This is a genomic window from Jiangella alba, from assembly GCF_900106035.1.
In the GTDB taxonomy this organism is placed as follows: domain Bacteria; phylum Actinomycetota; class Actinomycetes; order Jiangellales; family Jiangellaceae; genus Jiangella; species Jiangella alba.
Map to the genome: position 1 here is coordinate 2,056,056 of NZ_FNUC01000004.1, position 24,212 is coordinate 2,080,267.

The 24,212-nt window shown below is 71.8% G+C and carries 20 protein-coding genes and 1 tRNA gene; 15 read left to right on the plus strand and 6 right to left on the minus strand.

Annotated features, from left to right (window positions below):
* Positions 1–17 precede the first annotated feature (17 nt).
* On the plus strand, positions 18–2,582 hold the full coding sequence (locus BLV02_RS27485) for a penicillin acylase family protein (RefSeq protein ID WP_216094311.1): 2,565 nt from the start codon (positions 18–20) through the stop codon (positions 2,580–2,582).
* 153 nt (positions 2,583–2,735) lie between these two features.
* Here the strand turns inward: BLV02_RS27485 and BLV02_RS27490 are convergent, their stop codons facing one another.
* Complete coding sequence (locus BLV02_RS27490) at positions 2,736–3,332, minus strand: 5-formyltetrahydrofolate cyclo-ligase (protein WP_069112441.1); 597 nt, start codon at positions 3,330–3,332, stop codon at positions 2,736–2,738.
* A 68-nt stretch (positions 3,333–3,400) separates the two neighbouring features.
* On the opposite strand from BLV02_RS27490, the gene galU reads away from it, so the two are divergent.
* From galU to BLV02_RS27555, 13 genes are all read left to right on the plus strand, one after another.
* Positions 3,401–4,336, plus strand: coding sequence for a UTP--glucose-1-phosphate uridylyltransferase GalU (gene galU, locus BLV02_RS27495; protein WP_074946724.1), 936 nt, complete (start codon positions 3,401–3,403; stop codon positions 4,334–4,336).
* A complete protein-coding gene (gene glp, locus BLV02_RS27500; protein WP_069112443.1) occupies positions 4,333–5,559 on the plus strand; it encodes a molybdotransferase-like divisome protein Glp in 1,227 nt (408 codons plus the stop codon). The genes galU and glp overlap by 4 nt, the downstream gene beginning before the upstream one ends.
* Positions 5,556–6,029, plus strand: a complete 474-nt coding sequence (moaC, locus tag BLV02_RS27505) for a cyclic pyranopterin monophosphate synthase MoaC (protein WP_069112444.1) — start codon at positions 5,556–5,558, stop codon at positions 6,027–6,029. The genes glp and moaC overlap by 4 nt, the downstream gene beginning before the upstream one ends.
* A complete protein-coding gene (locus BLV02_RS27510) occupies positions 6,026–6,517 on the plus strand; it encodes a MogA/MoaB family molybdenum cofactor biosynthesis protein (protein WP_069112445.1) in 492 nt (163 codons plus the stop codon). Before moaC ends, BLV02_RS27510 begins: the two co-directional genes overlap by 4 nt.
* Positions 6,514–7,131 (plus strand): GNAT family N-acetyltransferase, encoded by a 618-nt coding sequence (locus BLV02_RS27515; RefSeq protein ID WP_216094313.1) that lies wholly within the window; start codon positions 6,514–6,516, stop codon positions 7,129–7,131. The genes BLV02_RS27510 and BLV02_RS27515 overlap by 4 nt, the downstream gene beginning before the upstream one ends.
* Before the next feature lie 149 nt (positions 7,132–7,280).
* Positions 7,281–7,913: a YceI family protein gene (locus BLV02_RS27520; protein ID WP_069112447.1), complete on the plus strand. Its 633-nt coding sequence runs from the start codon at positions 7,281–7,283 to the stop codon at positions 7,911–7,913.
* A 93-nt stretch (positions 7,914–8,006) separates the two neighbouring features.
* Positions 8,007–8,912: a divisome protein SepX/GlpR gene (sepX, locus tag BLV02_RS35935; RefSeq protein ID WP_141711655.1), complete on the plus strand. Its 906-nt coding sequence runs from the start codon at positions 8,007–8,009 to the stop codon at positions 8,910–8,912.
* A 53-nt stretch (positions 8,913–8,965) separates the two neighbouring features.
* Positions 8,966–9,041 (plus strand) — tRNA-Ala (locus BLV02_RS27530).
* A gap of 471 nt (positions 9,042–9,512) precedes the next feature.
* Positions 9,513–10,829, plus strand: a complete 1,317-nt coding sequence (locus BLV02_RS27535; RefSeq protein WP_216094314.1) for a hypothetical protein — start codon at positions 9,513–9,515, stop codon at positions 10,827–10,829.
* Positions 10,829–12,271, plus strand: coding sequence for an SNIPE associated domain-containing protein (locus tag BLV02_RS27540; RefSeq protein WP_069112450.1), 1,443 nt, complete (start codon positions 10,829–10,831; stop codon positions 12,269–12,271). The genes BLV02_RS27535 and BLV02_RS27540 overlap by 1 nt, the downstream gene beginning before the upstream one ends.
* A 182-nt stretch (positions 12,272–12,453) precedes the next feature.
* The gene (locus BLV02_RS27545) at positions 12,454–15,759 is read left to right on the plus strand and encodes an SNF2-related protein (protein ID WP_069112654.1); all 3,306 of its coding nucleotides are present in this window, start codon (positions 12,454–12,456) and stop codon (positions 15,757–15,759) included.
* Between the two features lie 79 nt (positions 15,760–15,838).
* On the plus strand, positions 15,839–16,966 hold the full coding sequence (locus BLV02_RS27550) for a hypothetical protein (RefSeq protein ID WP_069112451.1): 1,128 nt from the start codon (positions 15,839–15,841) through the stop codon (positions 16,964–16,966).
* Entirely contained in the window at positions 16,963–17,505 is a 543-nt protein-coding gene (locus BLV02_RS27555; protein WP_069112452.1) for a hypothetical protein, read from the plus strand. Before BLV02_RS27550 ends, BLV02_RS27555 begins: the two co-directional genes overlap by 4 nt.
* A 23-nt stretch (positions 17,506–17,528) precedes the next feature.
* On the opposite strand, the gene BLV02_RS27560 is transcribed toward BLV02_RS27555, so the two are convergent.
* Positions 17,529–18,557, minus strand: coding sequence for an NADPH:quinone reductase (locus BLV02_RS27560; protein WP_069112453.1), 1,029 nt, complete (start codon positions 18,555–18,557; stop codon positions 17,529–17,531).
* Between the two features lie 311 nt (positions 18,558–18,868).
* Here BLV02_RS27560 and BLV02_RS27565 point away from each other — a divergent pair, with 311 nt between their 5' ends.
* Positions 18,869–19,777: an LLM class flavin-dependent oxidoreductase gene (locus tag BLV02_RS27565; RefSeq protein WP_069112454.1), complete on the plus strand. Its 909-nt coding sequence runs from the start codon at positions 18,869–18,871 to the stop codon at positions 19,775–19,777.
* A gap of 427 nt (positions 19,778–20,204) precedes the next feature.
* Here the strand turns inward: BLV02_RS27565 and BLV02_RS27570 are convergent, their stop codons facing one another.
* The 4 genes from BLV02_RS27570 to sigJ form a co-directional block, all read right to left on the minus strand.
* The gene (locus BLV02_RS27570; protein WP_074946726.1) at positions 20,205–21,146 is read right to left on the minus strand and encodes a sigma-70 family RNA polymerase sigma factor; all 942 of its coding nucleotides are present in this window, start codon (positions 21,144–21,146) and stop codon (positions 20,205–20,207) included.
* Between the two features lie 55 nt (positions 21,147–21,201).
* Positions 21,202–21,627, minus strand: coding sequence for a hypothetical protein (locus BLV02_RS27575; protein ID WP_141711656.1), 426 nt, complete (start codon positions 21,625–21,627; stop codon positions 21,202–21,204).
* An 83-nt stretch (positions 21,628–21,710) separates the two neighbouring features.
* Positions 21,711–23,135, minus strand: a complete 1,425-nt coding sequence (rox, locus tag BLV02_RS27580; protein WP_069112456.1) for a rifampin monooxygenase — start codon at positions 23,133–23,135, stop codon at positions 21,711–21,713.
* A 103-nt stretch (positions 23,136–23,238) separates the two neighbouring features.
* On the minus strand, positions 23,239–24,150 hold the full coding sequence (gene sigJ, locus BLV02_RS27585) for an RNA polymerase sigma factor SigJ (RefSeq protein ID WP_069112457.1): 912 nt from the start codon (positions 24,148–24,150) through the stop codon (positions 23,239–23,241).
* Positions 24,151–24,212 lie beyond the last annotated feature (62 nt).

Consider the following 24,212-nt stretch of genomic DNA (forward strand, 5'->3'; position numbering starts at 1 on the left):
TCGCCTAGTCTGTCCCGGTGACTCGTCGCCGCATCGCCGCCGGGCTCGCCGTCCTGGCGGGCCTGGTCGTGCTGGCGCTCGTCGCCACGGCCTCGGTCGGCGTCTGGTCGGTGCGCCGCGCCTACCCCGACTACGACGGCTCCGCCGAGCTCCCGCGCCTGACGGCCGACGTCGAGGTGATCCGCGACGAGAACGGCATCCCGCACATCTACGCCGACACCGCCGAGGACCTGTTCCGGGCGCAGGCGTACGTGCACGCGCAGGACCGCTTCTGGCAGATGGACTTCCGGCGTCACGTCACGTCGGGCCGGCTGTCGGAGCTGTTCGGCGAGGACCAGGTCGAGACCGACGCGTTCGTCCGGACGCTCGGCTGGACCGACGTCGCGCGCGCGGAGTTGCCGCTGATCAGCCCGGAGAGCCGGCGCTACTTCGACGCGTACGCCGACGGCGTCAACGCCTGGCTCGACCACACCGACGGCGGCGAGCGCGGCCTCGCCTACACGCTGCTCGGCCTGACCGGCGGCGACGACGCGCCCAGCCGCTGGACCCCGGTCGACTCGCTGAGCTGGCTGAAGGCGATGGCGTGGGACCTGCGCGGCAACATGCAGGACGAGCTGAGCCGGTCGCTGATCGCGGGCAGCGGCCTTCCCGCCGACCGCGTCGAGCAGCTCTGGCCCGAATCGCCGAGCGAGCTCACGCCGCCGATCGTCCCGGACGAGTACGTCTCACCGCGGCTGCCCGACACGCTGAACGGGCCTGACGGCACACCGGTGCCGCTGGCGCCCGCCGCGGCCGACGCCATCCAGCGCGCCGCCGACGGCCTCGACGCCGCGCCGGTCACGTTCGGCGACGGTGACGGCGTCGGCTCGAACTCGTGGGTGGTCGCCGGCGACCACACCGAGTCCGGCGCGCCGCTGCTGGCCAACGACCCGCACCTGGCGCCGTCGATGCCGTCGATCTGGTACCAGGTCGGCCTGCACTGCCGCGACGTCGGCCCGGCCTGCCCGTTCGACGTCGTCGGCTACTCGTTCGCCGGGCTGCCGGGCGTGATCATCGGCCACAACCAGGACGTCGCCTGGGGGTTCACCAACCTCAGCCCGGACGTCACCGATCTCTACCTCGAGCAGGTCCGCGGCAACTCCTACCTCGTCGGCGACGACTGGGTGCCGCTGGAGGTGCGCGAAGAGACCATCCGGGTGGCCGGCGGCGACGACGTCACCATCACCGTCCGCCGCACCCGGCACGGCCCGCTCATCTCCGAGCGCGACGACGACATCGAGGACGTCGGCGGCGAGGCGCGGGTCGAGGCCGAGCCACCGCCGGACGACGGGTACGAGGTCGCGCTGCGCTGGACGGCGCTCGATCCGGGCCGCACGGCCGACGCGATCTTCGCGCTGAACCGGGCCGGCGACTGGGAGTCGTTCCGCTCCGCGGCCTCGATGTTCGACGTCCCGTCGCAGAACCTCGTCTACGCCGACACCGACGGCAACATCGGCTACCAGGCGCCCGGGCGCATCCCCGTCCGCACCAGCTACGACGGCCGCTACCCGGTGCCCGGCTGGACCGGCACGTACGAGTGGGCCGGCTACATCCCGTTCGCCAGCCTGCCCAGCGTGCTCAACCCGGCGCAGGGGTACGTCGTCACGGCGAACCAGCCGGTCACCAGCGACCGCTACCCGTTCCTGCTCACCGGCGACTTCGATCCCGGGCATCGGGCCGGGCGCATCAACGACCTGCTGGCCGAGCGCGTCGACAGCGGCGAGCCGGTCGGCGTCGAGGACATGGCGGCGATCCAGCTGGACTCCTACAGCGACGCCGCCGACATCCTGGTGCCGTACCTGCTGGAGCTCGACGCGCCCGAGGGCTACTACGGCGACGGCCTGCGGCTGCTGCGCGACTGGGACAAGTCGATGACGGCCGACTCCGCGGCGGCCGCCTACTTCAACGCCGTCTGGCGCAACCTGCTCGAGCTGACCTTCCACGACGAGCTGCCCGAGGACGAGTGGCCCGACGGCGGCGGCCGCTGGTTCGAGGTCGTGCGCAACCTGCTGCAGGTGCCCACCGACTCGTTCTGGGACGACGTCAGCAGCGAGAACGTCACCGAGACGCGCGACATCATCCTGGTCGAGGCGGCCCGCGACGCGCGCGACGAGATGACCCGCGAGCAGGGCAAGGACGCGTCCAAGTGGGAGTGGGGCCGGCTGCACGGGCTGGAGCTGACCGAGCCGACGTTCGGCACGTCCGACATCGGGCTGGTCGAGTGGCTGTTCAACCGCGGGCCGGTCGAGGTGGGTGGCGGCGGCTCGATCGTGCTGGCCAACGCGTGGGACGCGGCCGAGGGCTACGAGACGGTGTGGTCGCCGTCCATGCGCATGATCGTCGACCTCGACGACCTCGACGCGTCGCGCTGGATCGACCTCACCGGCATCAGCGGTCACCCGTTCCACGACAACTACTGGGACCAGACCGAGCTGTGGCGCGACGGTGAGACGCTGCCGATGCGCTGGGACGAGGACGGCGTCCGCGACGCCGGCGAGCACACGTTCACCTTCCGGCCCACCGAGCCGTCGGCGTCGCCCTAGCCGGGACGTTCCGTGGACCGCGTGAATTCACGTGGTACGTAGACCCCTCCCCGGGCCCGGGTTGGGCCCACCCTACGGGCGGGCACCGACAACGTCGGCCGAACGCGAATCGGGCCGCGGATGAAAGCGCTCACGGGACACGAGACCTGGCGCTCAGCGCAGCCGGTGCGCCCCACCCGGCGTGGCCGCGGCATCGACCGGGACGTCGTGCGGCTCGCGGGGGACCGGCATGTCCAGCACTTCGCCGTCGTGCAGCAGCACGCAGGTGAACGCCGGCGGCGACGACGCGAGCTGCCGGGCCAGCACGCGGTCGTAGGACCCGCCGCCCCGCCCCAGCCGGTGCCCCCGCCGGTCGACGGCCAGGCCGGGCACCAGCAGCACGGCCGCCGCCGTCACCGCGTCCGGTCCGAGCCGCTCGCCGTCGGGCTCGAGCAGCCCCCGCGCCGCCGGCACCAGACCGCGCGGCCCGGTGTACCGGGCCCAGTCGAGGTCGCCGCCGGGCAGCAGCACCGGCAGCAGCACGTCGACGCCGTCGTCGCTGAGCGCCTCGACGAGCGGCCCGGTGCCGGGCTCGCGTCCGACAGACACGTACAGAGCGACCGTCGACGCCGCGGCCACCTCGGGCAGACCGAGTACGACGTCGCGCAACCGGCCCGCGGCCGCCGCCAGCGCCGTGGCGTCGAGTTCGCGGCGGCGGGTCAGGATGCGCTCGCGCAACGCCCGCTTGGCCTCGCGCACCGTCGTCGTCACCCCTTCACCGTACGGCCGATCGCACGTCACCCTTCTGACTGTCCGCCGGTCTTTGTAGGGTGACGCCCATGACTGCAGCGCACACGGGACAGCACGGCGCGGTGACGAAGGTGGTCATCCCGGTCGCGGGCCTCGGCACGAGGTTCCTGCCGGCCACCAAGGCGACGCCGAAGGAGATGCTGCCGGTCGTCGACAAGCCGGCCATCCAGTACGTCGTCGAGGAGGCGGTCGCGGCGGGACTGTCCGACGTGCTGCTGGTCACCGGGCGCAACAAGGACGCCATCGAGAACCACTTCGACCGCGCCTGGGAGCTCGAGAAGGCGCTCGAGGCCAAGGGCGACCAAGAGCGGCTGCGACGGGTCATGAAGTCGCAGGTCCTGGGCGACATCCACTACGTCCGCCAGGGCGACCCCCGTGGCCTCGGCCACGCCGTCCTCTGCGGCGCGCTGCACGTCGGCAACGAGCCGTTCGCCGTCATGCTCGGCGACGACCTCATCGATCCCCGCGACCCCCTGTTGCCGCACATGCTCGACGTCCAGAAGCGCCACGGCGGCAGCGTCATCGCGCTCATCGAGGTCCCGGCCGAGCTGGCTCACATGTACGGCTGCGCATCCGTCGAGCCGGCCGAGGACGACGTCATGCGGGTCACCGACCTCGTCGAGAAGCCCGAGCCCGGCACCGCGCCGAGCAATCTCGCCGTCATCGGCCGGTACGTGCTGAATCCGGCCGTCTTCGACGTGCTGCGCCAGACCGAGCCCGGCCGCGGCGGCGAGATCCAGCTGACCGACGCGCTCAAGACGCTCGCCGACATGCCCGCTGACCAGGGCGGCGGCGTCCACGCGGTGGTGTTCCGCGGCCGCCGCTACGACACTGGCGACCGCCTCGACTACCTGCGCACCATCGTCAGCCTGGCCAGCGAGCGCAGCGACCTCGGCGTCGACTTCCGTGCGTTCCTGCGCGAGTTCGTTGCGCAGCTTCCCCCGAGGTTGAGGATGACTGAGTGAAGCGCGTCGCCGACCATCTCTCGGACATCCTCGCGGCGGTCCGGCCGCTGAGCGAGCTCGACTTCCAGCTGCTCGACGCCCACGGCTGCGTCCTCACCGAGGACGTCATCGCGCCGTGGTCCCTGCCGCAGTTCGACAACACCGCCATGGACGGCTATGCCGTGGTGGCCGACGACGTCGCCGGTGCGTCCGCCGACGAGCCGGTCGAGCTGCCCGTCGTCGCCGACATCCCGGCCGGCGACGCCCGGGTCAACGCCATCGGGCCGGGGCTGGCCGCGCGCATCATGACCGGCGCGCCGATGCCGTCCGGCGCCGACGCCATCGTGCCGGTCGAAGACACCGACGCCGGCACGGTCCGGGTCCGCATCAACGCTCCGGCCAAGCCGGGCGCGCACATCCGGCGGGCCGGCGGCGACGTCCAGGAGGGCGACGTCGTGCTGGGCGCCGGGACGTACCTCGGCGCCGCGCAGATCGGCCTGCTCGCCGCCGTCGGCCGCGACCGCGTCGTGGTGCGCCCGCGCCCCCGCGTCGTCGTCGTCTCCACGGGCAGCGAGCTGGTCGAGCCCGGCTACCCGCTGAGCGCCGGGCAGATCTCCGAGTCCAACTCGTTCACGCTGACGGCCGCCGCGCGCGAGGCCGGCGCCGTCGCCTACCGCGTCCCGCCGGTCCCCGACGACAAGGACCGCCTGCTCGGCCTCATCGAGGACCAGTTGATCCGCGCCGACATGGTCATCACCACCGGCGGGGTCAGCGCCGGCGCCTACGACATCGTCAAAGAGGTGCTCTCCGGCCTCGGCACCGTGAAGTTCGACGCCGTCGCCATGCAGCCGGGCAAGCCGCAGGGCTTCGGCACCATCGGCGACGACCGCACGCCGATCTTCGCGCTCCCCGGCAACCCGGTCAGCGCGTTCGTCTCGTTCGAGGTGTTCGTGCGCCCGGCCATCCGCAAGATGCTCGGCTCGCCGCGGCTGCACCGTCCCAGTGCGAAGGCCGTCCTGCAAGAGCGGCTGCGCTCGCCCGAGGGCCGGCGGCAGTTCGCCCGGGCACGCGTGCAGACCGCGCAGGACGGGTCGTACCAGGTGCGGCCCATCGGCGCGCAGCAGTCGCACCTCATGGGCGACCTCGCCTACGCCAACGCGCTGATCGTCGTGCCCGAGCACGTCACCGAGGTCGCGGCCGGCCAGGTCGTCGACACCGTCCTGCTGGAACGGCGGCGGGAATGAGCTCTGGCTTCACCCACCTGGACGATCAGGGTGCGGCGCGCATGGTCGACGTCTCCGGCAAGGACGTGACGGTCCGGACGGCGACGGCGTCGGGTCGCGTGCTGGTCGCGCCGGCCGTGGTCGCGGCGTTACGGGCCGGTGACGTGCCCAAGGGCGACGCGCTCGCCGTCGCGCGGCTGGCCGGCATCATGGGCGCGAAGAAGACGCCCGACCTCGTTCCGCTGTGTCACCCGCTGGCGCTGCACGGCGTCGACGTGTCGCTGGACGTTCTGGACGACGCCGTGCGCATCGTCGCCGTCGTGCGCACCGCCGACCGCACCGGCGTCGAGATGGAGGCGCTGACCGCCGTCGCGACTGCCGCGCTGACCGTCGTCGACATGGTGAAGTCCATCGACAAGGGCGCCGTCATCACGGACGTCCGCATCGAGGAGAAGACCGGCGGCAAGTCCGGGACCTGGCGGCGAGCATGAGAGCCCTGGTCGTGACGGTGTCCACGCGCGCGGCCACGGGGGTGTACGAGGACCGCGGGGGACCGCTGATCGTCGCGGGACTGAGCGACGCGGGGTTCGAGGTGTCCGAGCCGGTCGTCGTGCCCGACGGCGACGACGTCGGGGCCGCGCTGCGTTCTGCCGTCGCCGAGGGCTACGACGTCGTCGTCACCACGGGCGGCACCGGGCTCAGCCCGACCGACCACACGCCCGAGCAGACCCGTCACGTTCTCGACGCCGAGGTCCCGGGGCTGGCCGAGGCGATCCGCGCCTACGGCGTCGCCGCCGGCGTGCCCACCGCCGCGCTCTCCCGCGGCGTCGCCGGACGGGCCGGCCGCACGCTGATCGTCAACCTCCCGGGCTCGCCCGGCGGCGTGCGCGACGGTCTCGCCGTCCTCACGCCGGTCCTCCCGCACGCCGTCGACCAGCTCCGCGGCGGCGACCACGACCGTCCGGGCGGTGGGTCGTGAGAGCCCGGTCGACCCGGTTGGGCTGGCCGGTCGAGCTGAACGAAGGCCCCGTCGGGCTGCGGCCGCTGCACGCCCGCGACCTGCGCGTGTGGTCGGAGGTGCGGCAGCGCAGCGAGTCCTGGCTGCGGCCGTGGGAGGCGACGCCCCCGCCGCCGGCCGACCCGTACACCATGAGCTTCCGGCAGATGGTGCGCCTGCACGCCGCGCAGGGCCGCGCCGACGAGTCGCTGCCGTGGGCCGTCACGTACAACGGGCGGCTGGCCGGGCAGCTCAACGTCTCGAACATCATCTGGGGCTCGGCCCGCATGGGCACCGTCGGCTACTGGCTCGACGTCGACCTCGCCGGCCACGGCATCATGCCCACCGCCGTCGCCATGGCCGTCGACTACTGCTTCTTCGTGTGCGGCCTGCACCGGCTCGAGGTGAACATCCGGCCGGAGAACCGCGCGTCGCTGCGGGTGGTCGAGAAGCTCGGCTTCCGCGAAGAGGGGTTGCGGCCGAAGCTGCTGCACATCGACGGCGAGTGGCGCGACCACCGCTCGTTCGCGCTGACCTCCGAGGACGTCCCCGAAGGGCTGCTGCGACGGTGGCGTTCGTCGCGTATGGCGCCCTGAGCCGTTCCCCTCTTTCCCGGCTGAGCTGCGGCGATGACGCTGGGCGACCGTTTCGGCCCGGTTCGTCACCATCCGTAGCTGTTTGATTGTGCGATTATTGCCGCGTAACGCAATGAGGCGATGTCGAATCGATGCTCTCGGGGGATTGCATGAACGACTCTGCTGGCGTGCGGCTGTGGAACGGGGCGATGCTCCCGACGCCGGGCGTCTTCCAGATCGATCCTGCGCACACCACCGCCGGCTTCGTCGCCCGGCACCTGATGGTGACGCAGGTGCGCGGCCGGTTCGAGAACGTCGAGGGCACGGTGCACATCGCCGAGGATCCGCTCGACTCGTCCGCGAACGCCGTCATCGACACCACGTCCATCACGACCGGCGCCGCCGAGCGTGACGCGCACCTGCGCAGCGCCGACTTCCTGGACGTCGAGACGTTCCCGAAGATGAGCTTCATCTCGCGGCAGGTGCACGGTGGCGCGTCCGGGCCCAAGTGGACGGTCGTCAACGGTCAGATGCAGCGCCGTCGCCGGGGCGGCGCCGGCAAGTTCGTCGTCGTCGGCGAGTTGACGATCAAGGGTGTGACGCGCCCGATCGAGCTGGATGTCTCTCTCGACGGCGTCAAGGGCGATCCCTGGGGCGGCGAGCGGCTCGCGCTGTCCGCCACCGGCGAGATCGACCGCGAGGCATACGGCATGACCTGGAACGTCGCGCTCGAGGCCGGCGGCTGGCTGGTGTCGCAGAAGGTGCAGATCGAGATCCGGGCACAAGCGATCAGGATGACCTGACGCCCCTCTCGTCACACCCGTCACGTGCGTTGCGCGCGACACACCGGGGCAGGTCCAACGAGTGCGTTGCCTTGCACCGTAGCGTTTTGGGGCATGGGGTACAGCGGTCTCATCTACGCGGCGATCGTCGCAGCGTGGGCCGCCTTTCTCGTGCCCCGCTGGGTTCGCCGCAACGAAGAGGTCGAGCGCGCCCGCGAGGTCGACGTCGAGCGCGGGGTGCGCGTGCTCTCGCGCAAGGCCGGTCCGCCGCAGGCGCCGCACGGTTCGGTGACGCTGCCTCCGCGGCCCGCCTCGGCCGTCCCTGGCGCTGCGTCGGGTGTCGCCTCCGGTGCCGATGGGTCGGCGGCGGATGGTGCGGTGTCTGGCGCGCCCGCGCCCGTTGCTTCTGACGATGCCTTCGCGCTCGCCGCCCGCCGACGTCGCCGCATGCTCGGCATGCTGCTGGCGCTGGTCGTGATCTCCGTCGGCCTGGTCGTGCTCGGCCGGGCGCCCGCCTGGGCGCCGCTCGGGCCCGGAGCGCTCCTCACTGTCTTCCTGTTCCTCGCCCGCCGTGCCGCCGTCGTCCAGGCCCGCCGGCGCCGTGTGGCGACCCGGCGCGCGGCTGTGGAGCGTCGCCGCGCGGCCGTCGCCGCGGACGCCGCCGTCGTCTGGGCCACGCCCGCCGAGGCCGCGGAGGACGGCGCCCAGCGCCGCCTCGTCCTCCCCGACGAAGCCGCCGCTGCCCCGCCATCCGTCGCCGAGGGCGACGAGTGGTCGCCCGTCCCCGTCCCGCTGCCCACCTACCTCACCAAGCCCAAGGCGACCCGCGCTGAGGCCCGCAAGATCGACCTCAGCCAGCCCGGCGCCTGGACCTCCGGCCGCCTCGACCCGGCGTCGTCCATCCAGTTGCCACACCGCGCCCCGGACGAGCGGCCGGCCGCTGCCGCGCCCTCGTCGTCACCCGAGCCCAACGCTCCGGAGGAGACCATCGAGGAGCACCGCCGCGCCGTCGGCGACTGACGCGGCCGATTGGGTTTCCGGCCGGTCCGGATGGTAAAGTCGCGGGGGTTCCAGGGGCTGTGGCGCAGCTGGTAGCGCACCTCGTTCGCAACGAGGGGGTCAGGGGTTCGAGTCCCCTCAGCTCCACCAATGTGTGAGTCGGGACCTCGTTGAGGGACGTTTCGGAACATTGCTGGTCGTGCGCGGGAGCTCGGCCAGCGGCCGGGCTCCCGTTGTTCACGCTCATGGCAGCCTTGGCGGCGTAGGGGACGTTAACGCCGAGGTGGAGCATACGAGCGGTGCGGCGTAGTGACCTTTGCGACCTGTGGGCGCGGCGCCGTCGAGGTGCAACTCCCCCGTCCGCCGCGTCGTCCATGACGCGGGTTGATCTGCGCGACGGCGTTCAGCACGGGCATGCCGCGACAGCGAGCGAGAACAGCCGCCGGTTCACGCCGATGTCGGAGCCGTGACGATCACTCTCGTTGATCAACGCGTCGTGCTCACCGCCCGATCGATGATTGAGCCATCAAGCGCCGCGAGGCGTCCGCTTGCGCGGGACTCCTTCGGTGCCATCCCCACGTGATTGGCTCGCTACGCCATGTGTCCGAGGGTGGGACTACGGTGCTGCGCATTTCCGAAGACGGGTGTGGAGGGGCGCACGGCATGGCAAAGCGTGGATTCTTCGCCGAGTTGAACTATCAGGCGCAGCAGGCAGAGAAGCGGCGCCGACAGCAGCAGGCTGCAGCAGTTCGGGCGCATAACGCTGCTGTCCGTGAAGCCGAGCGTGCCCGGCGAGCAGCTGAGCGGGCGCGGGCGGCGGCCGGGCGTGCGGCGGAGGCGCAGCGGAAGGCTGCGGAGAAGGAGGCTGCGCGGCTGCACGTCGAGGCGCGCACCGCTGAGGCCGATGCGATGAACAAGGACCTGGCGGCGACGTACGACGACATCGACACGTTGCTGGTGTGGACCCTTGACTTCGACGACTTCGTGGATCTGGAAGCCCTGAAGGTCACAGTGGAGCATCCGCCGTTCGATCCGGGCCAGCTCGGCGAGCCTGTGCCACCGGTCCCAGAGTTGGTGTATCCGCCTCAACCGACCTACAGCGAGCCCGCTGCGCCGAAAGGCTTGTCGGCGGCGTTCGGTGGAAAGAAACGGCACGCCGAGGCAACCGAGCAGGCAAGGACGGCACATGAGCGGGCGCAGCGCGAGTGGCACGAGGCGGCGACCCGCCAGCACGCAGCTCATGTCGCGGAACTGGCCGCTCGAGAGAATGCCGAGACAGACCGACTGGCGAGGCTTGCGAAAGCGGAGAGCACCTACAGGGCCGAGTGCGCGAAGCGTGAGGCTGGGGCCGCCACGAAGAACGAGGAGCTGACGAAGTTCATCAACGACCTTGCGTTCGACATCGAGTACGCCATCGAGGACTACGTCGGCATCGTGCTGTCCAACTCGGTCTACCCCGATGCGTTCCCCGTCGAGCACGAGCACAGCTTCGATCTGGGCACCCGGGAGCTCACGCTGCAGGTGAACATCCCGGAGCCGAGCGCACTGCCGACGACCAAGGAGTATCGATACGTAAAGGCGAAGGACGAGATCACCGTCATCCAATTGCCGGCCAAGAGCCAGAAGGATCGCTACAACACCGCAGTGCATCAGGTCGCACTACGCAGTCTGCATGAGGTCTTCGAGGCCGACCGAGCTGGCAAGATTCACTCGATCGCGCTTACCGTCGGAGTGAACAGGGTGTCGCCGGCGACGGGTCAGCCGGAGTACGTACCGCTGGTAGTCGTCGCTGCTGACCGGGAGACGTTCGGCTCCTTCGACCTGGCCAACGTGGTGCCGGCCGCGACTTTGGACCTCTTGGGCGCTGCCATGTCGAGATCGCCATTCGACCTGACGCCGGCCGATACCAGCCGCGGCGTCCGACAGCGGGCCCACTGATGCGGTTCAATCCGCCTCCGGGATGGCCGCAGCCGCCAGCCGAGTGGGTACCACCGGTGGGCTGGAAGCCCGACCCGTCATGGCCGCCTGTCCCGGATGGCTGGGAGCTGTGGCTTCCCGACGTCGAGGCTCCAGCAACGCCAACGGCCGAGACGGCGTTCGCGGATGCCCTGCTGACCGCTTCCGATGACGCGGAGCTCGAGCCCACTCGATCTCTCCCGTCAATCGCGCCAGTCACGTCGGCTGCGTCCGCCGCGATGGCGGCAGCGGGGCCTGCGGTTGTCGCGTCTTCGACTCCGGCGCCCGCCGCCACAGGAACTGACCCCTCCACGCTGCTGCGGCGCATTGCGCACCTCGAAGCCGCACTGTCCGCCGCTCAGACCATGGGCGGCGGCGACGTCGTAGAACTGGAGGACCAACGGGTTCTCCAAGACGCCGGAATCTATCGATACCACCATCCGCTGGAGGACGCGGCCGCCTATAAAGAGCGGCTCGCTGACATCAACTCTGCCGTCGACGAACTCGTGAAGACTGGCCAAGCCGTCCTCGCAGCGGACCTTTTCACCTTTGATGGTTCGCTCGCCAAAGGACGCAAGATGGTCGGCGACCTCTCCAAGCTCATGCTCCGTGCCTACAACGCCGAAGCGGACAACTGCGTCCGGTCGCTGCGGTCGGGGAACATCTCAACCGCAAAAAGGCGGCTGGAGAAGGCGATGACGGCCATCGAGAGGCTCGGCGCTGTCATGGAGATGCGCATTAATCCTGACTATCACCAACTTCGGGTCCAGGAGCTCGAACTCACCGCGGACTACCAGGTGAAGGTCCAGGAAGAGAAGGAGCGAGCGCGCGAGGAACGCGAGCTGCTACGCGAGCAGCGCAAGGTCGAGCAGGAACTCGCCGCAGAACGTGAACGGCTGGAGAAGGAGAAGGCGCACTACGAGAGTGTCCTAGGGGCGCTTCGGGCGAAGGGCGACGACGCGGCTGCGGACGAGCTCGTGGGACGGCTTGCCGAGATCGAGCAGGCCATCGAAACCAACGACTACAGGACAGCGAACATTCGGGCCGGTTACATCTACGTCATCTCCAACATCGGCGCCCTCGGCCCCGACATTGTCAAGATCGGTATGACTCGGCGCCTCGAACCACGCGATCGAGTCCGAGAGCTCGGCGACGCGTCGGTCCCGTTCCTTTACGACACCCATGCGCTCTTCTTCTCTGACGACGCTGTCGCACTGGAGAACGAGCTTCACAGGGCGTTCGCGCATCGTCGGGTGAACCTCGTCAACGAGCGACGCGAGTTCTTCTTCGCCACGCCTGCGGAGGTCCGGCAGGTGCTGATGCAGAAGGTCGGCGGCCTACTCGAATTCACCGAAACACCCGAGGCAGGTGAGTATCACCAGAGTCGTGGCCGGTGGCCGGTGGCCGGACTCCGCCCCGCCTGAGCGCCGAATGCTGAATGCAGGCGCCTAGTGGCCTCGCCAACAGGCAGCTAGCACAAGGGCTCATACCTCCTGAGGGGTTGCCCGACGCTCGAGCCGTGACGATCGACGTGCCCAACGTGGTCTTGTGGGCCAACGGACCCGTCGCCGGACGATTGTCGGTGGCGGCGGCTAGCGTGGTCGGCATGTGGCCGGGCATCCAGGCGAACGACGAGGCGGGTCTGAGGAAGGTGGTGGACCCGTCGACGTTCGTGCGTGGGCTGATGTATGCGCAGCATGGCGCGGTCACGAACGTGGAGTGGGGGACGGGCGAAGGGCTGCTGACGGGGCGGGTGGCGGGGAGTGCTCGGCGGCCGTACTCGACGGTGGCCGTGCTGAAACAGGCGGGCGCGGGCCAGTACACGTTCGTCGAGGGGCGGTGTAATTGCCCGGTCGGGTTCGACTGCAAGCACGTCGTCGCGCTGGTGGTGACGGCGTTGAGCGGCGGCGAGCCGGGGCGCGGGCCGGCGGGGGAGGCCAAGGCACTCGACTGGCAGCGGTCGCTCGACTCCCTGCTGGGCGACGGCACGCCGGCGCCGAACCGTGATCCGAGGGCGGCCATTGCCGTCGAGTTGACGTTGTCGAGCAAGCCGCGGGCGACGGGGCGGTGGGACGACGCCGCGGGGACGCGGCCGCGGGTGCTCGCGAGACTGGTGCGGCCGGGCCGCGGCGGCTGGGTCGCCGGCGATCTCAGCTGGTCACGGCTCCGGCTGCGACCCGAACTCGTCGCCGGGCCGATCGAGCAGCTGCGATGGTTGCGCCAGTTCTTCCTGCTCTACGAGGCCGGCCGCAGCGACACCACCTACTCACCGTACGGGCGCGACGAGAAGCACCTCGACCTGACGGCGTTCGAGTCGGGCCAGCTGTGGGCGCTGCTCGACGAGGCCGCGCGGCTGGGCGTCCGGTTCGTCCGCGGCAAGAAGGGCGGCGACGTCGACGGATATCGGGCCGCGCGGGTGAGCCTCGACGTCACGGAGGACGAGGCCGGCGGGCTCGAGGTCGTCCCGCTACTCACCGTCGACGGGGAGGACGACGAGGTCGCGCCGGTCCGGTTCATCGGCGACGACGGGCACGGCGTGGTCTACGCGCCGCGCGCCGACGTCGACGCCACCACGAACGTGCAGGCCTGGCGGTTCGGCCTCGCCAAGCTGGACCATCCGGCCGGCCGCGAGCTGCAACAACTCGTCCTCGACGACGTCCGGCTGACGGTGCCCGCGACCGACTTCGGGCGGTTCCGCGATGAGTACGTGCCGCGGCTGCGGCGGCTGGCGGCGGTCGAGTCGTCGGACGGGTCCTTCGAGCCGCCGGAGATCTCCGGCCCGACGCTGGTCGCGCGGGCGACGTACGGCGACGGGCACGGGCTGGAGCTCGACTGGGAGTGGCAATACCAGATCGGCGAGGCCGCGCGCCGGGTGCCGTTGGGTGAGCCGGCCCCGGACGGTGTGGGCGACGGCTTCCGCGACGGTGCGGCGGAACGGGCGTTGCTGGCCGGCCTCGATCCAGGGCTGCTGGGATCCGCCGGCCGCGCCGGACAACGTCGCCGGTTCGACGGGCTCGACACCATGCGGTTCAGCACCGAGGCGCTGCCCCGGCTGCGCGACCTGGACGACGTCGAGGTCGAGGTGACGGGCGAGCCGGCCGACTATCGGGAGGTCGGCGACTCCCTGGTCGTCGGCGTCTCGGCGGAAGAGAGCCAGGGCGAGACCGACTGGTTCGACCTCGGCGTCACCATCACCGCCGACGGGCGCGACGTCCCGTTCACCGACGTGTTCACGGCGCTGGCGCGCGACGAGCCGTATCTGCTGCTGTCCGACGGCGGGTACTTCTCGCTGGAGAAACCCGAGCTGCAGTCGCTGCGCCGGTTGATGGACGAGGCGCGGGCACTCGGCGACGGGGCCGGCGACGGCACCAGGATCAGCCGCTTCCAGGCCGGGCTCTGGGACGAGCTGGCCGCGCTGGGCGTCGTCACGCACCAGGCCGACAGCTGGCAGCGTCAGGTCCAGGGGCTCCTGGCGCTCGCCGACCTCGACGACGACGCCGTCCCGCCCGCCACGCTGCGCGCGCAGCTGCGCCCGTACCAGCTCGATGGCTACCGCTGGCTGACGTTCCTGTGGGAGCACCGCCTCGGCGGCATCCTGGCCGACGACATGGGCTTGGGCAAGACGCTGCAGGCGCTGGCGCTGTTCTGTCACGCGAAACAGACCGACGCCGACCTGCCGCCGTTCCTCGTCGTCGCGCCGACGAGTGTGGTGTCGAACTGGGTGACCGAGGCGGCTCGCTTCGCGCCCGGGCTCACCGTCGTGCCGGTCACCGACACGCTGCGCCGCCGCGGCCGGCCGATCGAGGACGTCGTGGCCGGCGCTGACGTCGTCGTCACCACGTACACGCTGCTGCGGCTCGACGCCGACGCGTATGCGCAGGTCACGTGGTCGGGGCTGGTGCTCGACGAGGCGCAGCACGTGAAGAATCACCAGTCGAAGACGTACCAGGCGGCGCGGCGGCTGCCGGCGCCGGTCAAGCTCGCCGTCACCGGCACGCCGGTCGAGAACAACCTGATGGAGCTGTGGTCCCAGCTGTCCATCGCCGCGCCCGGCCTGTTCCCGCACCCGGGCCGGTTCGAGGAGTACTACGGCAAGCCGATCGAGCGGCAGGGCGACGCCGAGCGACTGGCCCAGTTCCGCCGTCGCATCAAACCGCTGGTGCTGCGCCGGACGAAGGAGCAGGTGGCCGCGGACCTCCCGGAGAAACAGGAGCAGGTGCTCGAGGTCGACCTCCATCCGAAGCACCGCAAGGTCTACGACAAGTACCTGCAACGCGAGCGGCAGCGCATCCTCGGCCTGCTCGACGATGTCGACAAGAACCGGTTCACCATCCTGCGCTCGCTCACCCTGTTGCGGCAGCTCAGCCTGCACGCCGGCCTGGTCGACGACGCGCACGGCGGGCTGGCCAGCGCCAAGATCGAGCTCCTGATCGAGCAGCTCGGCGACGTCATCGACGGCGGGCACCGGGCGCTGGTGTTCAGCCAGTTCACCGGGTTCCTCGGCCTGGTGCGCGAGCGGCTCGAGGCTGCCGGCATCGAGTACTGCTACCTCGACGGTGCCACGCGCCGGCGCGACGAGGTGATCGGCCGGTTCAAGGAGGGCACGGCGCCGGTCTTCCTGATCAGCCTCAAGGCCGGCGGGTTCGGGCTCAACCTCACCGAGGCCGACTACTGCTTCATCCTCGACCCCTGGTGGAACCCGGCCACGGAGGCACAGGCCGTCGACCGCACCCACCGCATCGGCCAGACCCGCAATGTCATGGTGTACCGCCTGATCGCCGCCGACACCATCGAGCAGAAGGTCATGGCGCTCAAGGACCGCAAGGCCAAGCTGGCCGCCAGCGTCATGGACGACGGCAACGCGTTCGGCAACCGCCTCGGCGTCGACGACATCCGGCAGCTGCTGGAGTAGACGGCGCGAAGATGACGAACCTGGCGATCGGCCGAAGGCCGCCCGGTATCGTCGGCCATACCTGTGCAGGAGGTATGGCGTGGCGTTGGCTGGGTCGGGTGACCGCGGCGAGCTACGCGCCGCGATCGAGGGCCTGCTGCGCACCTGCGTCGAGCTGGAGCGGCACGCCGACGAGATGGCGCGGACCTCGCGCGATCAAGCCAACCGGGTCGCGCGCGGACTCGTTGGTCTGCGGGCGCCAGGCGTATCGGGACTGGCCGGCGAGATCGCGGACGTCGCAACGGCCATGCGCGTCGACGTGTCCAAGGCGTTGCTCGAGGCTCGCGCACCCTACGTGACGGAGGTTCATCAGTTGCTGGGGCTCCTGGCGCCGCTTCACGGAGTGGCGACCGTACCGGCGTTGAGCCCGCCGGGGACGGTGGACGGCTTGGCGGCGGCGTTTCCGGCCGGATTCGCCCGGGACTACGTGGCGGACGTCGTGTCGGCGGTGGAACACAGCGCCGCCCTTCAGATCGAAGCGAGCGAGCGCGTTCAGGTGGTGTCCAAGGCCGACGCCGACGGAGCCAAGTCGGCCACCGGCGCGGCGTTCTCCGACGGCCACCGTGACACAGGAGTCGATCTGCTCGATGGTCCCGCCTGCCACGCCGTGGAGCGTCATGGTCCGCAGATCCCCGACGAGGCGCAGTTGGCGCGCCTGATCTGGCTCAAGGACCCCTCCGGCGCGGATGGCTGGCAGATCACCGCCGACGGCTCCGTCCTGACCGGTCATCGCTGCGGCATCTCGGCGGGCGGCTTCACCTCACCTGAGGCGTTGGCCAAGCCGATCGAGGCATTCCTACGGGCAGCGCACGCCCAGGCGGGCGGACTCGACGAGTTCCTGACGAAGAACACCAAGAAGAAGGCCAAAGTCGTGGGTATTCACGTCAGCGCCGAGATCGCCGGCTTGAATCCTGGCGACGCATGTGGCTATCGCGGCGCAGGCACGCAGACCAAGGAAACACGTCGCGATTGGCTCTCGGCGCGGGAGTTCGGAATCGCCGAAGGCCGAGTTGCGGTATTCGGCGTGCCTTTCGACCCGATCACCGAAGGCTCTGATCCCGGCGCCACGCTGGTGTTCCGAAGATCTGGCGCCACCTGGTGGCTGGTGACGTGCTACCCGGTTGAGAAGCAAAGCCCCACGAACCTGCGACTGGAGGACCTCTCGTGATCGGCATGAGCCACAACTTCAAGGTGTTCTTCAGCGGCGGGTTCGGCATGGCCGATCACGAACCAGATCTCTACGTCGAAGCATGTGAGGACGTACCGGAGATGCTCGCCGACGACGACGGCGACTATCAGGCGTTCCGGGAGGAGTTCGCGGCCCATATCCGCGACTCGTCGTTCCCGCCGTCGTCGTCACTGGACTCGCAATGGATGACGGACGAGTGGTTGCGCAACGTCTGGTACGACGCGTTCGGGCCGCAGCCGCCGCCGGGCGACCCGTACCCCGTCCCGCCGGAGCACTGGGGGCACCTGCGGCAGACCGACTACATGATCTATGCGGTCAAGGACACACCGGAGCAGAGCAGTCCCGGCGCGGCGACCTGGTTGGAGCGCCGGGGGCTGACGTCCAGCAACGTGAGGGCCGGTGTGCTGCGGCCCGCGTCGGAATCGGTCAACTTCAGGGACGCGCCGGAAGGGTGGCTCGAGCGGCTGCACGACCTCGTCGAGCGCGGACTGCGGGAGGAACAGCCAGGCGAACGCTGACGTGTTCGCGTCACCGCGGCCAGTCAGGCGTCGGCGACGGTGATGAGGACCTTGCCGGTGGCGCCGTCCTCGACGGCGCGGTGGGCGGCGGAGGTCTGGTCGAGGGCGAAGTGGTGCACGAGCAGGCCGGCGTCCTCGCCGATGCGCAGCGCGCCGGCGGCGACAGCTGCGTTGATGTCGTCGCCGGCAGCGCGGAGCTTGTCCCAGCCGACGGTGTAGAGCAGCACGAACTGCAGCCGCGCGTTCAGGCCCATGTACGCGCGCACGTCGAGGTCGAACGGCTGGTCGCCGTTGTTGGCGTAGATCGCGACCGTGCCGCGCGGCTTCAGCACGCCGGCGTTCGTCGCGGCGTTGGCGCCGGCCGCCACCTCGACGACGAGGTCGACGCCGTCGGGGACGATGGCGCGGACGGCCGCGGCGACGTCGGCGCCGCCGCCGTATCGCACGACGTGGTGGGCGCCGGCGGACGTGGCAAGGGCGGCCTTCGCGTCGGAGCTCACCGTCGCGATGACGGTGGCGCCGGCCCAGCGGGCCAACTGGATCGCGGCATTCCCGACGGCCCCCGCACCGCCAGCAACGAGCACGACGCGTCCGTCCAGCGCGCCCGGACCCAGCCGCGTCGGCCCGTCCTCGGCGACCGTCAGCGCCCGATGCGCCGTCCCCGCCGGGATGCCGACCGCCGCGCCGAGGTCGAAGCCGGCGCCGTCGGGCAGCACGAACACCCGCTCGACCGGCACGACGGTGTACTCCTGCGCCGTCCCGCTGCCGGGCCGCTGGTACGCCGCCTGCGTCACCCACACCCGATCGCCGACGGCCAGCCCGCCGACGCCGTCGCCGACCGCGTCGATGACGCCGGACCCGTCCTGGTTGGGCACCGCCTCGGTGCCGGGCACCGCACCGAAGCCGCCGCTGCGCGTCTTCCAGTCGGTCGGGTTCACCCCGGAGACGACGACCCGAAGGCGCACCTCGCCGGGGCCAGGCTCCGGGACAGGCCGCTCGGTCAGCCGGAGAACGTCGGCCGCGCCGGACTGGTCGTGCACGATCGCCTTCATCGGGGTCGAATCCCTTCCGCGGACGGGTGTGTTCTACCGGCAACCGGCCCGGCCGCGCCCGCATTCCGGCGCGAGGGCCTGGGCGCAAGCCCCGGCGCGCAGTGAACCGCAAAGAACGGAGGACGCGCCGGGGCCTCAGCCGGGATCAACGGTGTTAGAGCACCTCCTCCGGCCGCGTACGAGGCTAGCCGTTGGCCCTGTGGCCGGTGGGCATGGCGAGTCTGACGGCCGGGGCCGATTCCTCCGGAGGCACTGTCCGGTCTGTCCGAACAACAGCCGCAGACCCAGCGGCGCGGACGGAAGGAATCGGCATGTCTCTGGAATTCGGCATCTTCCTGCCGGTCGGCTTCGGCGGCGAGCTGGCCGCGTTCGCCGATCCGGTCGAGGCGGCGGAGCGGGTCGTCGAGTTGGCGCGGACGGCGGAGGAGTGCGGCTTCGCGGCGGCCTGGCTGCCCGACCACCTGCAGACGGTCCCGCCGTCGACGGCGCCGGTGTTGGAGTCGTGGTCGATGCTGGCGGCGCTGGCCCGTGACACCGACCGGATCCGGATCGGCCCGCTGGTCAGCTCGAACGGCTACCGGAACCCGGCGCTGCAGGCGAAGATCGCGTCGACGGTCGACGTGCTGTCGGGTGGGCGGCTGACGCTGGGGATGGGGGCCGGGTGGTACGAGCCCGACTACGAGGCGTTCGGGTACGAGTTCGGCGACGCGCCCGCGCGGCTGCGGCAACTGCGCGACGGCGTGCGGACCATCAGGGCGATGTGGACCGAGCACCCGACGACGTTTCCGCGCGGCGTGCAGCGGCCGACGATCCCGCTGCTGATCGCGGGCGGCGGGGAGCGGGTGACGCTGAAGCTGGTGGCGGAGTACGCCGATGCCTGCAACGTCATGGTGTCGCCGGCGGACGCGGCGCGGAAGTTCGGCGTGCTGCGCGAGCACTGCGCGACGGCCGGCCGCGACTACGACGCCGTCCTGCGCACCGCGACCACCGCCTGCCTCGTCGCCGCGTCGGACGAGGAGGCAACGGCCGCGCTGTCGCCGGCGATGAGCACGTTCTATCCGGGCGACCCCGCGTCGTACCTGCTCCACGGGACGGCCGACACCGTGCGGCGGCGCATCGCGGCCTACGAGGAGGCCGGCGTCCAGCAGCTGATCGTCGGCTTCCACGAGGCGACGGACCCGGAGGCGATCCGGCGGTTCGCCAAGGAGTTCATCGGCTGACGACGTGGGCCGCCGGGAGGCCGCGTCGGCGAGTGTGTCGGTGCCCGCCCGTAGGGTGGGCCCCACCCGGGCCCGGGGAGGGGTCTACGTACCACGCGAGCTGGTCCACGCGATCCGACCAAGCGATGGGGCGGACGGGGTGACGCGGCGGCGACGGAGCGGCGGGCAGGCGACGGGGCGATGCGGCGGCGGACGGAGCGGCGGGCGGACGGGCGCCGCGGCGATGCGGCGGTGGACGACGCGGCGGGCGGACGGACGGGCGCCGCGGCGATGCGGCGGTGGACGACGCGGCGGGCGGACGGACGGGCGCCGCGGCGATGCGGCGGTGGACGACGCGGCGATGTTGCGGGTGACGACGCGGCGACGCGACCGCGGGCGGACGTGCGTCGTCGGGGGCGGCCGGATGGCGGACGGCTGGAGCTCACGGTCAGGGGAGCGCCGCCGGGAGGCCGAACCGGGGGAGCAACTCCGGCATGGCGAAGACGGTGACCCGCGCGATGCCCGCCGCGGTCACCGTCAGCACCGCCATGCCGAACGCCGACCCGTCGCGGAGGTACGCGCCGAAGGCGGGCTGGCCGTTGGCGACCGTCGGCAGCTTGCGCCAGTCGCCCGCCCCGCCAACGACCTCGGTCATGAGGTACTCCACGCAGGCGACCTTCCCGGAGAACCAGATCGCGGCCTCCGGCGCCTCGAGGACGGCGTCGGCGCGCAGGGCCTCCTCGAACGCGCGCGCGTCGGCCGTCGCGAACGCCGTCATGTACCGGTCCAGCAGCTCACGGGCGCGTGGATGGTCCGGCTCGAGCACGTCGTCCATCGACGGCGTCACCTCACGCAACCGCGCGCGGGCCCGCTGCAGCAGGGACTTCACGGCGCCCACCTCGAGCGACAGCGCCGTCGCCACCTCGGCGGCCGGCCAGGCGAGCACGTCGCGCAGGATGAGGACGGCGCGCTGGCGCGGCGTCAGGTACTGCAGTCCGACGATCAGCGCGAGTCGCACGCCGTCGCGCACCTCGGCGACCGCGGCGGGATCGGCCGACGGCGGCGTGACCAGCGCGTCGGGCAGCGGCTGCAGCCAGCCGACGCCGGCGGCCGGGCTCTCCGGCCCGCCGTCCGGCCCGGTCCCGAGCCCGCGGGGGACGGCGCGACGGTCGCTGCGCTGCAGGGCGTTGAGGCAGGCGTTGGTCGCGATGCGGTACAGCCACGTCCGCAGCGACGACCGTCCCTCGAACCCGTCGTAGGACCGCCACGCCCGCAGATACGTCTCCTGCACCAGGTCCTCGGCGTCGTCGAGCGAGCCCGTCATCCGGTAACAGTGCGCCAGCAGCTCGCGCCGGTACCCCTCCGCCTGCCGCATGAACTCGTCGCGCACGTGGACCTCCCTCGCCCATCCTCGTACCGACCGGCGCCCGCCCGGAAAGGAATCGTCAGGGGTACGACGGCGGCGGCTCCGGCTCCAGCCCCGGCGGCATGGCCCGGCGGATGGCGGCGGAGAGGTCGCCGGCCGCGGTGGCGCCGCCGTGCACCACCTCGGTCCGGTGCGCCGGCCGGACCCGGCGCGGGTCGAACACGCACCAGCCGGAGCGCCAGCCCCAGGCCAGCCGCCCCCGCGCGTCGGCCTGCCGGTCCGGCCAGACGACGAGCAGGTAGCGCCACCGGTGCTCGCCCCGTCGCCGTCCCCACGCGACCAGCCGCCCCTGCACCCGCCGGCTCGACCGGTCGCCCATGACGATGGGCACGGCGGTGTAGAGACCAGACGGCTCGGTATGGGCACGGAGCTTGATCTCCAGCCGTCCCGGATCGAGGTCCAGGAGGTCGAGCGGAGGATCGTCCAGCCAGCGAGCACCAGTCATGTCGCCAGTATCGAACACGTGTTCGCATGATCGGTAGTTCGTCGCGCTCCGTAGGCGCCTGGTCACGGAGGGTGCCGGCGCGCTCAGGCGGCCGCGCCGAACCACCGCGGCAGGCCGGCGGCGAGACCTGCCTGGTCGTCGCCGATCCAGGCCACGTGGCCGTCCGGGCGCAGCAGGACGGCGGGCGCGTCCAGCTCCGCGGCGGGGTCGGCGACCTGGTCGACGCGGTCCGTCCAGCCCGCGACGGAGAGCCGTCCGGTCCGGTCCAGCAGCAGCCCGCGTCCGCCGCGCATCAGCTCGTAGAGGCGGCCTCGCCGCAGCGCGACGTCACGGAGCCTCCGGCCGAGCAGGGCGGGGCCGTCGCCGACGTCGTAGCGGACGCCGATGGCCGTGACCTTCTCGACCAGCAGCCGGGTGACGTCCTCGACGTCCATCAGCTCGGCCAGCAGCCGGCGCAGCGCGAGGGCGCCCGGCCGGTCCGACAGCAGCTCGGACTGCGCGCGGGTGTTGTCGAGGACGCCGGCGGCCACCGGGCGCCGTTCGGTCTCGTAGCTGTCCAGCAGCCCGGCGGGCGCCCAGCCGGCGACCTCGGCGGCCAGCTTCCAGCCCAGGTTGAACGCGTCCTGGAGGCCGAGGTTGAGCCCCTGCCCGCCCAGCGGCGGGTGGACGTGCGCCGCGTCGCCGGCCAGCAGGACCCGGCCGACGCGGTACTGCTCGGCCAGCCGGGTGGCGTCGCCGAAACGGGACAGCCAGCGCGGCGAGTGGGCGCCGAAGTCGGTGCCGGCGACCGCCCGTAGCCGGGCCCTGACCTGGTCGATCGTCGGCGCGACGGTGCGGTCGACGGCCACCTCGGCGGCGGGGACGACGGCGCGATAGAGGCCGTCGCCGCTCGGGCCGACGCCGAAGCCGCGCTGCCGTTCGCGCACGGCGGCCACGACGGCGGCCAGCTCGTCCGGCGGCATGGTCACCTCCAGTTCGCCGGTCAGCCATTCGGTGCCGGCCGGCTCGCCCGGGAACCCGACGCCGAGCAGCTTGCGCACCGTGCTGCGGCCGCCGTCGCAGCCGACCAGCCAGCGCGCCCGCAGCCGCGTCCCGTCCGCCAGCCCGGCGGTGACGCCGTCGTCGTCCTGCTCGATCCCGGTCAGCGCGGTGCCGCGCCTGATCTCGGCGCCGGCCGCGGCGGCGTGCTCGGCCAGCAGGCGGTCGGTGACGGTCTGCGGGATGCCCAGGATGTACGGGTGCGCGGTGTCCATCCGCTCGGGCAGCGGCCGGTCGATGCCGGCGAAGTGGCCGCCGAGCGGGTACGTCCGGCCGTGCGCGAGGAACCGGTCCAGCAGGCCGCGCTGGTCCAGCAGCTCGATGCTGCGCACGTGCAGGCCGAGCGAGCGGACCACCGGGCTCGGCTCGGCGTCCTTCTCCACCACGAGCACCCGGACACCGTGCAGCCGCAGTTCGGCGGCGAGCAGGTGCCCGGTCGGCCCGCCGCCGGCCACGATGACGTCGATCATGAGGCTCCGTTCCGCGCGAAATACCAGGTCAGCGGGCGATTCTGCGGCATGGCAGGGGCCTTGCCGCAAGCCCCCTGCCGCGCGGTACGGTGAAGATGGGGGATCAGGTGGTCCAGGGCCGCAGCTTCTCCGGGTTGCGCACCGCCCAGATGCGGGCGATCCGGTCGCCGGTCAGATCGAACGCCAGCACCGTGCCGGTCACCCCGGCCTGCTGCACCACCAGGCCGGGCTGCCCGTTCACCGTCCGCTCCAGGAAGGTCAGGTCGTCGGGCGCGGCCTCGGCGAGCTCGACGAAGGCGCGCGCGATCGGCCAGGCGCCGTCGAGCGGCCCGAGCGCCGTCGCGAGGCCGCCACCGTCCGCGACCGCCGTCGCGTGCGGGTCGAGCAGGCCGACGAGCGCCTCGATGTCCTTCGACTCCCACGCCTGCCGGAACTCGCGGACGAGTCCGGCGCGGCGGGCGGACGGGGCCGCGGGGGCCTCGGCGGCGCGGAGCCGTCGCCGGGCTGACGACGCCAGCTGGCGGCAGGCCGCCGGGGTGCGGCCGACGATCTGGGCGACCTCGGCGAACGGGTACCGGAAGACGTCGTGCAGGACGAACGCGACCCGCTCGGCCGGCGTCATCGACTCGAGGACGACGAGGAAGGCCATGCTGATCGACTCGTCCAGCGTGACCCGGTCGGCGGGATCGGCCGGGTCGGCCGCCGCGCCGCCCGGGCGCCCGCCGACCCACTCCGCGTGGTCGGGCACCGGCTCCGGGATCCAGTCGCCGACGTAGCGCTCGCGCCGGGCCCGTGCCGAGCGCAGCAGGTCGAGGCAGATGCGGCTGGCGACGGTGGTCAGCCAGGCGCCGGGTACCTCGATCGCGTCGCGCTGCTCCGCCGGCAGCGCGTACCAGCGGGCGTACGTGTCCTGTACGACATCCTCGGCGTCGGCCAGCGAGCCGAGCAGGCGGTAGGCGAGGTTGATCAGCTGCCGGCGCTCGCTCATGATCGCGGTCAGGTCCGGGTCGGTCATGGTCGACGACCTCCTCTCACCGTTCCGACGAGACAGCCTGCCGAGATGTGCGGCCTGACGTT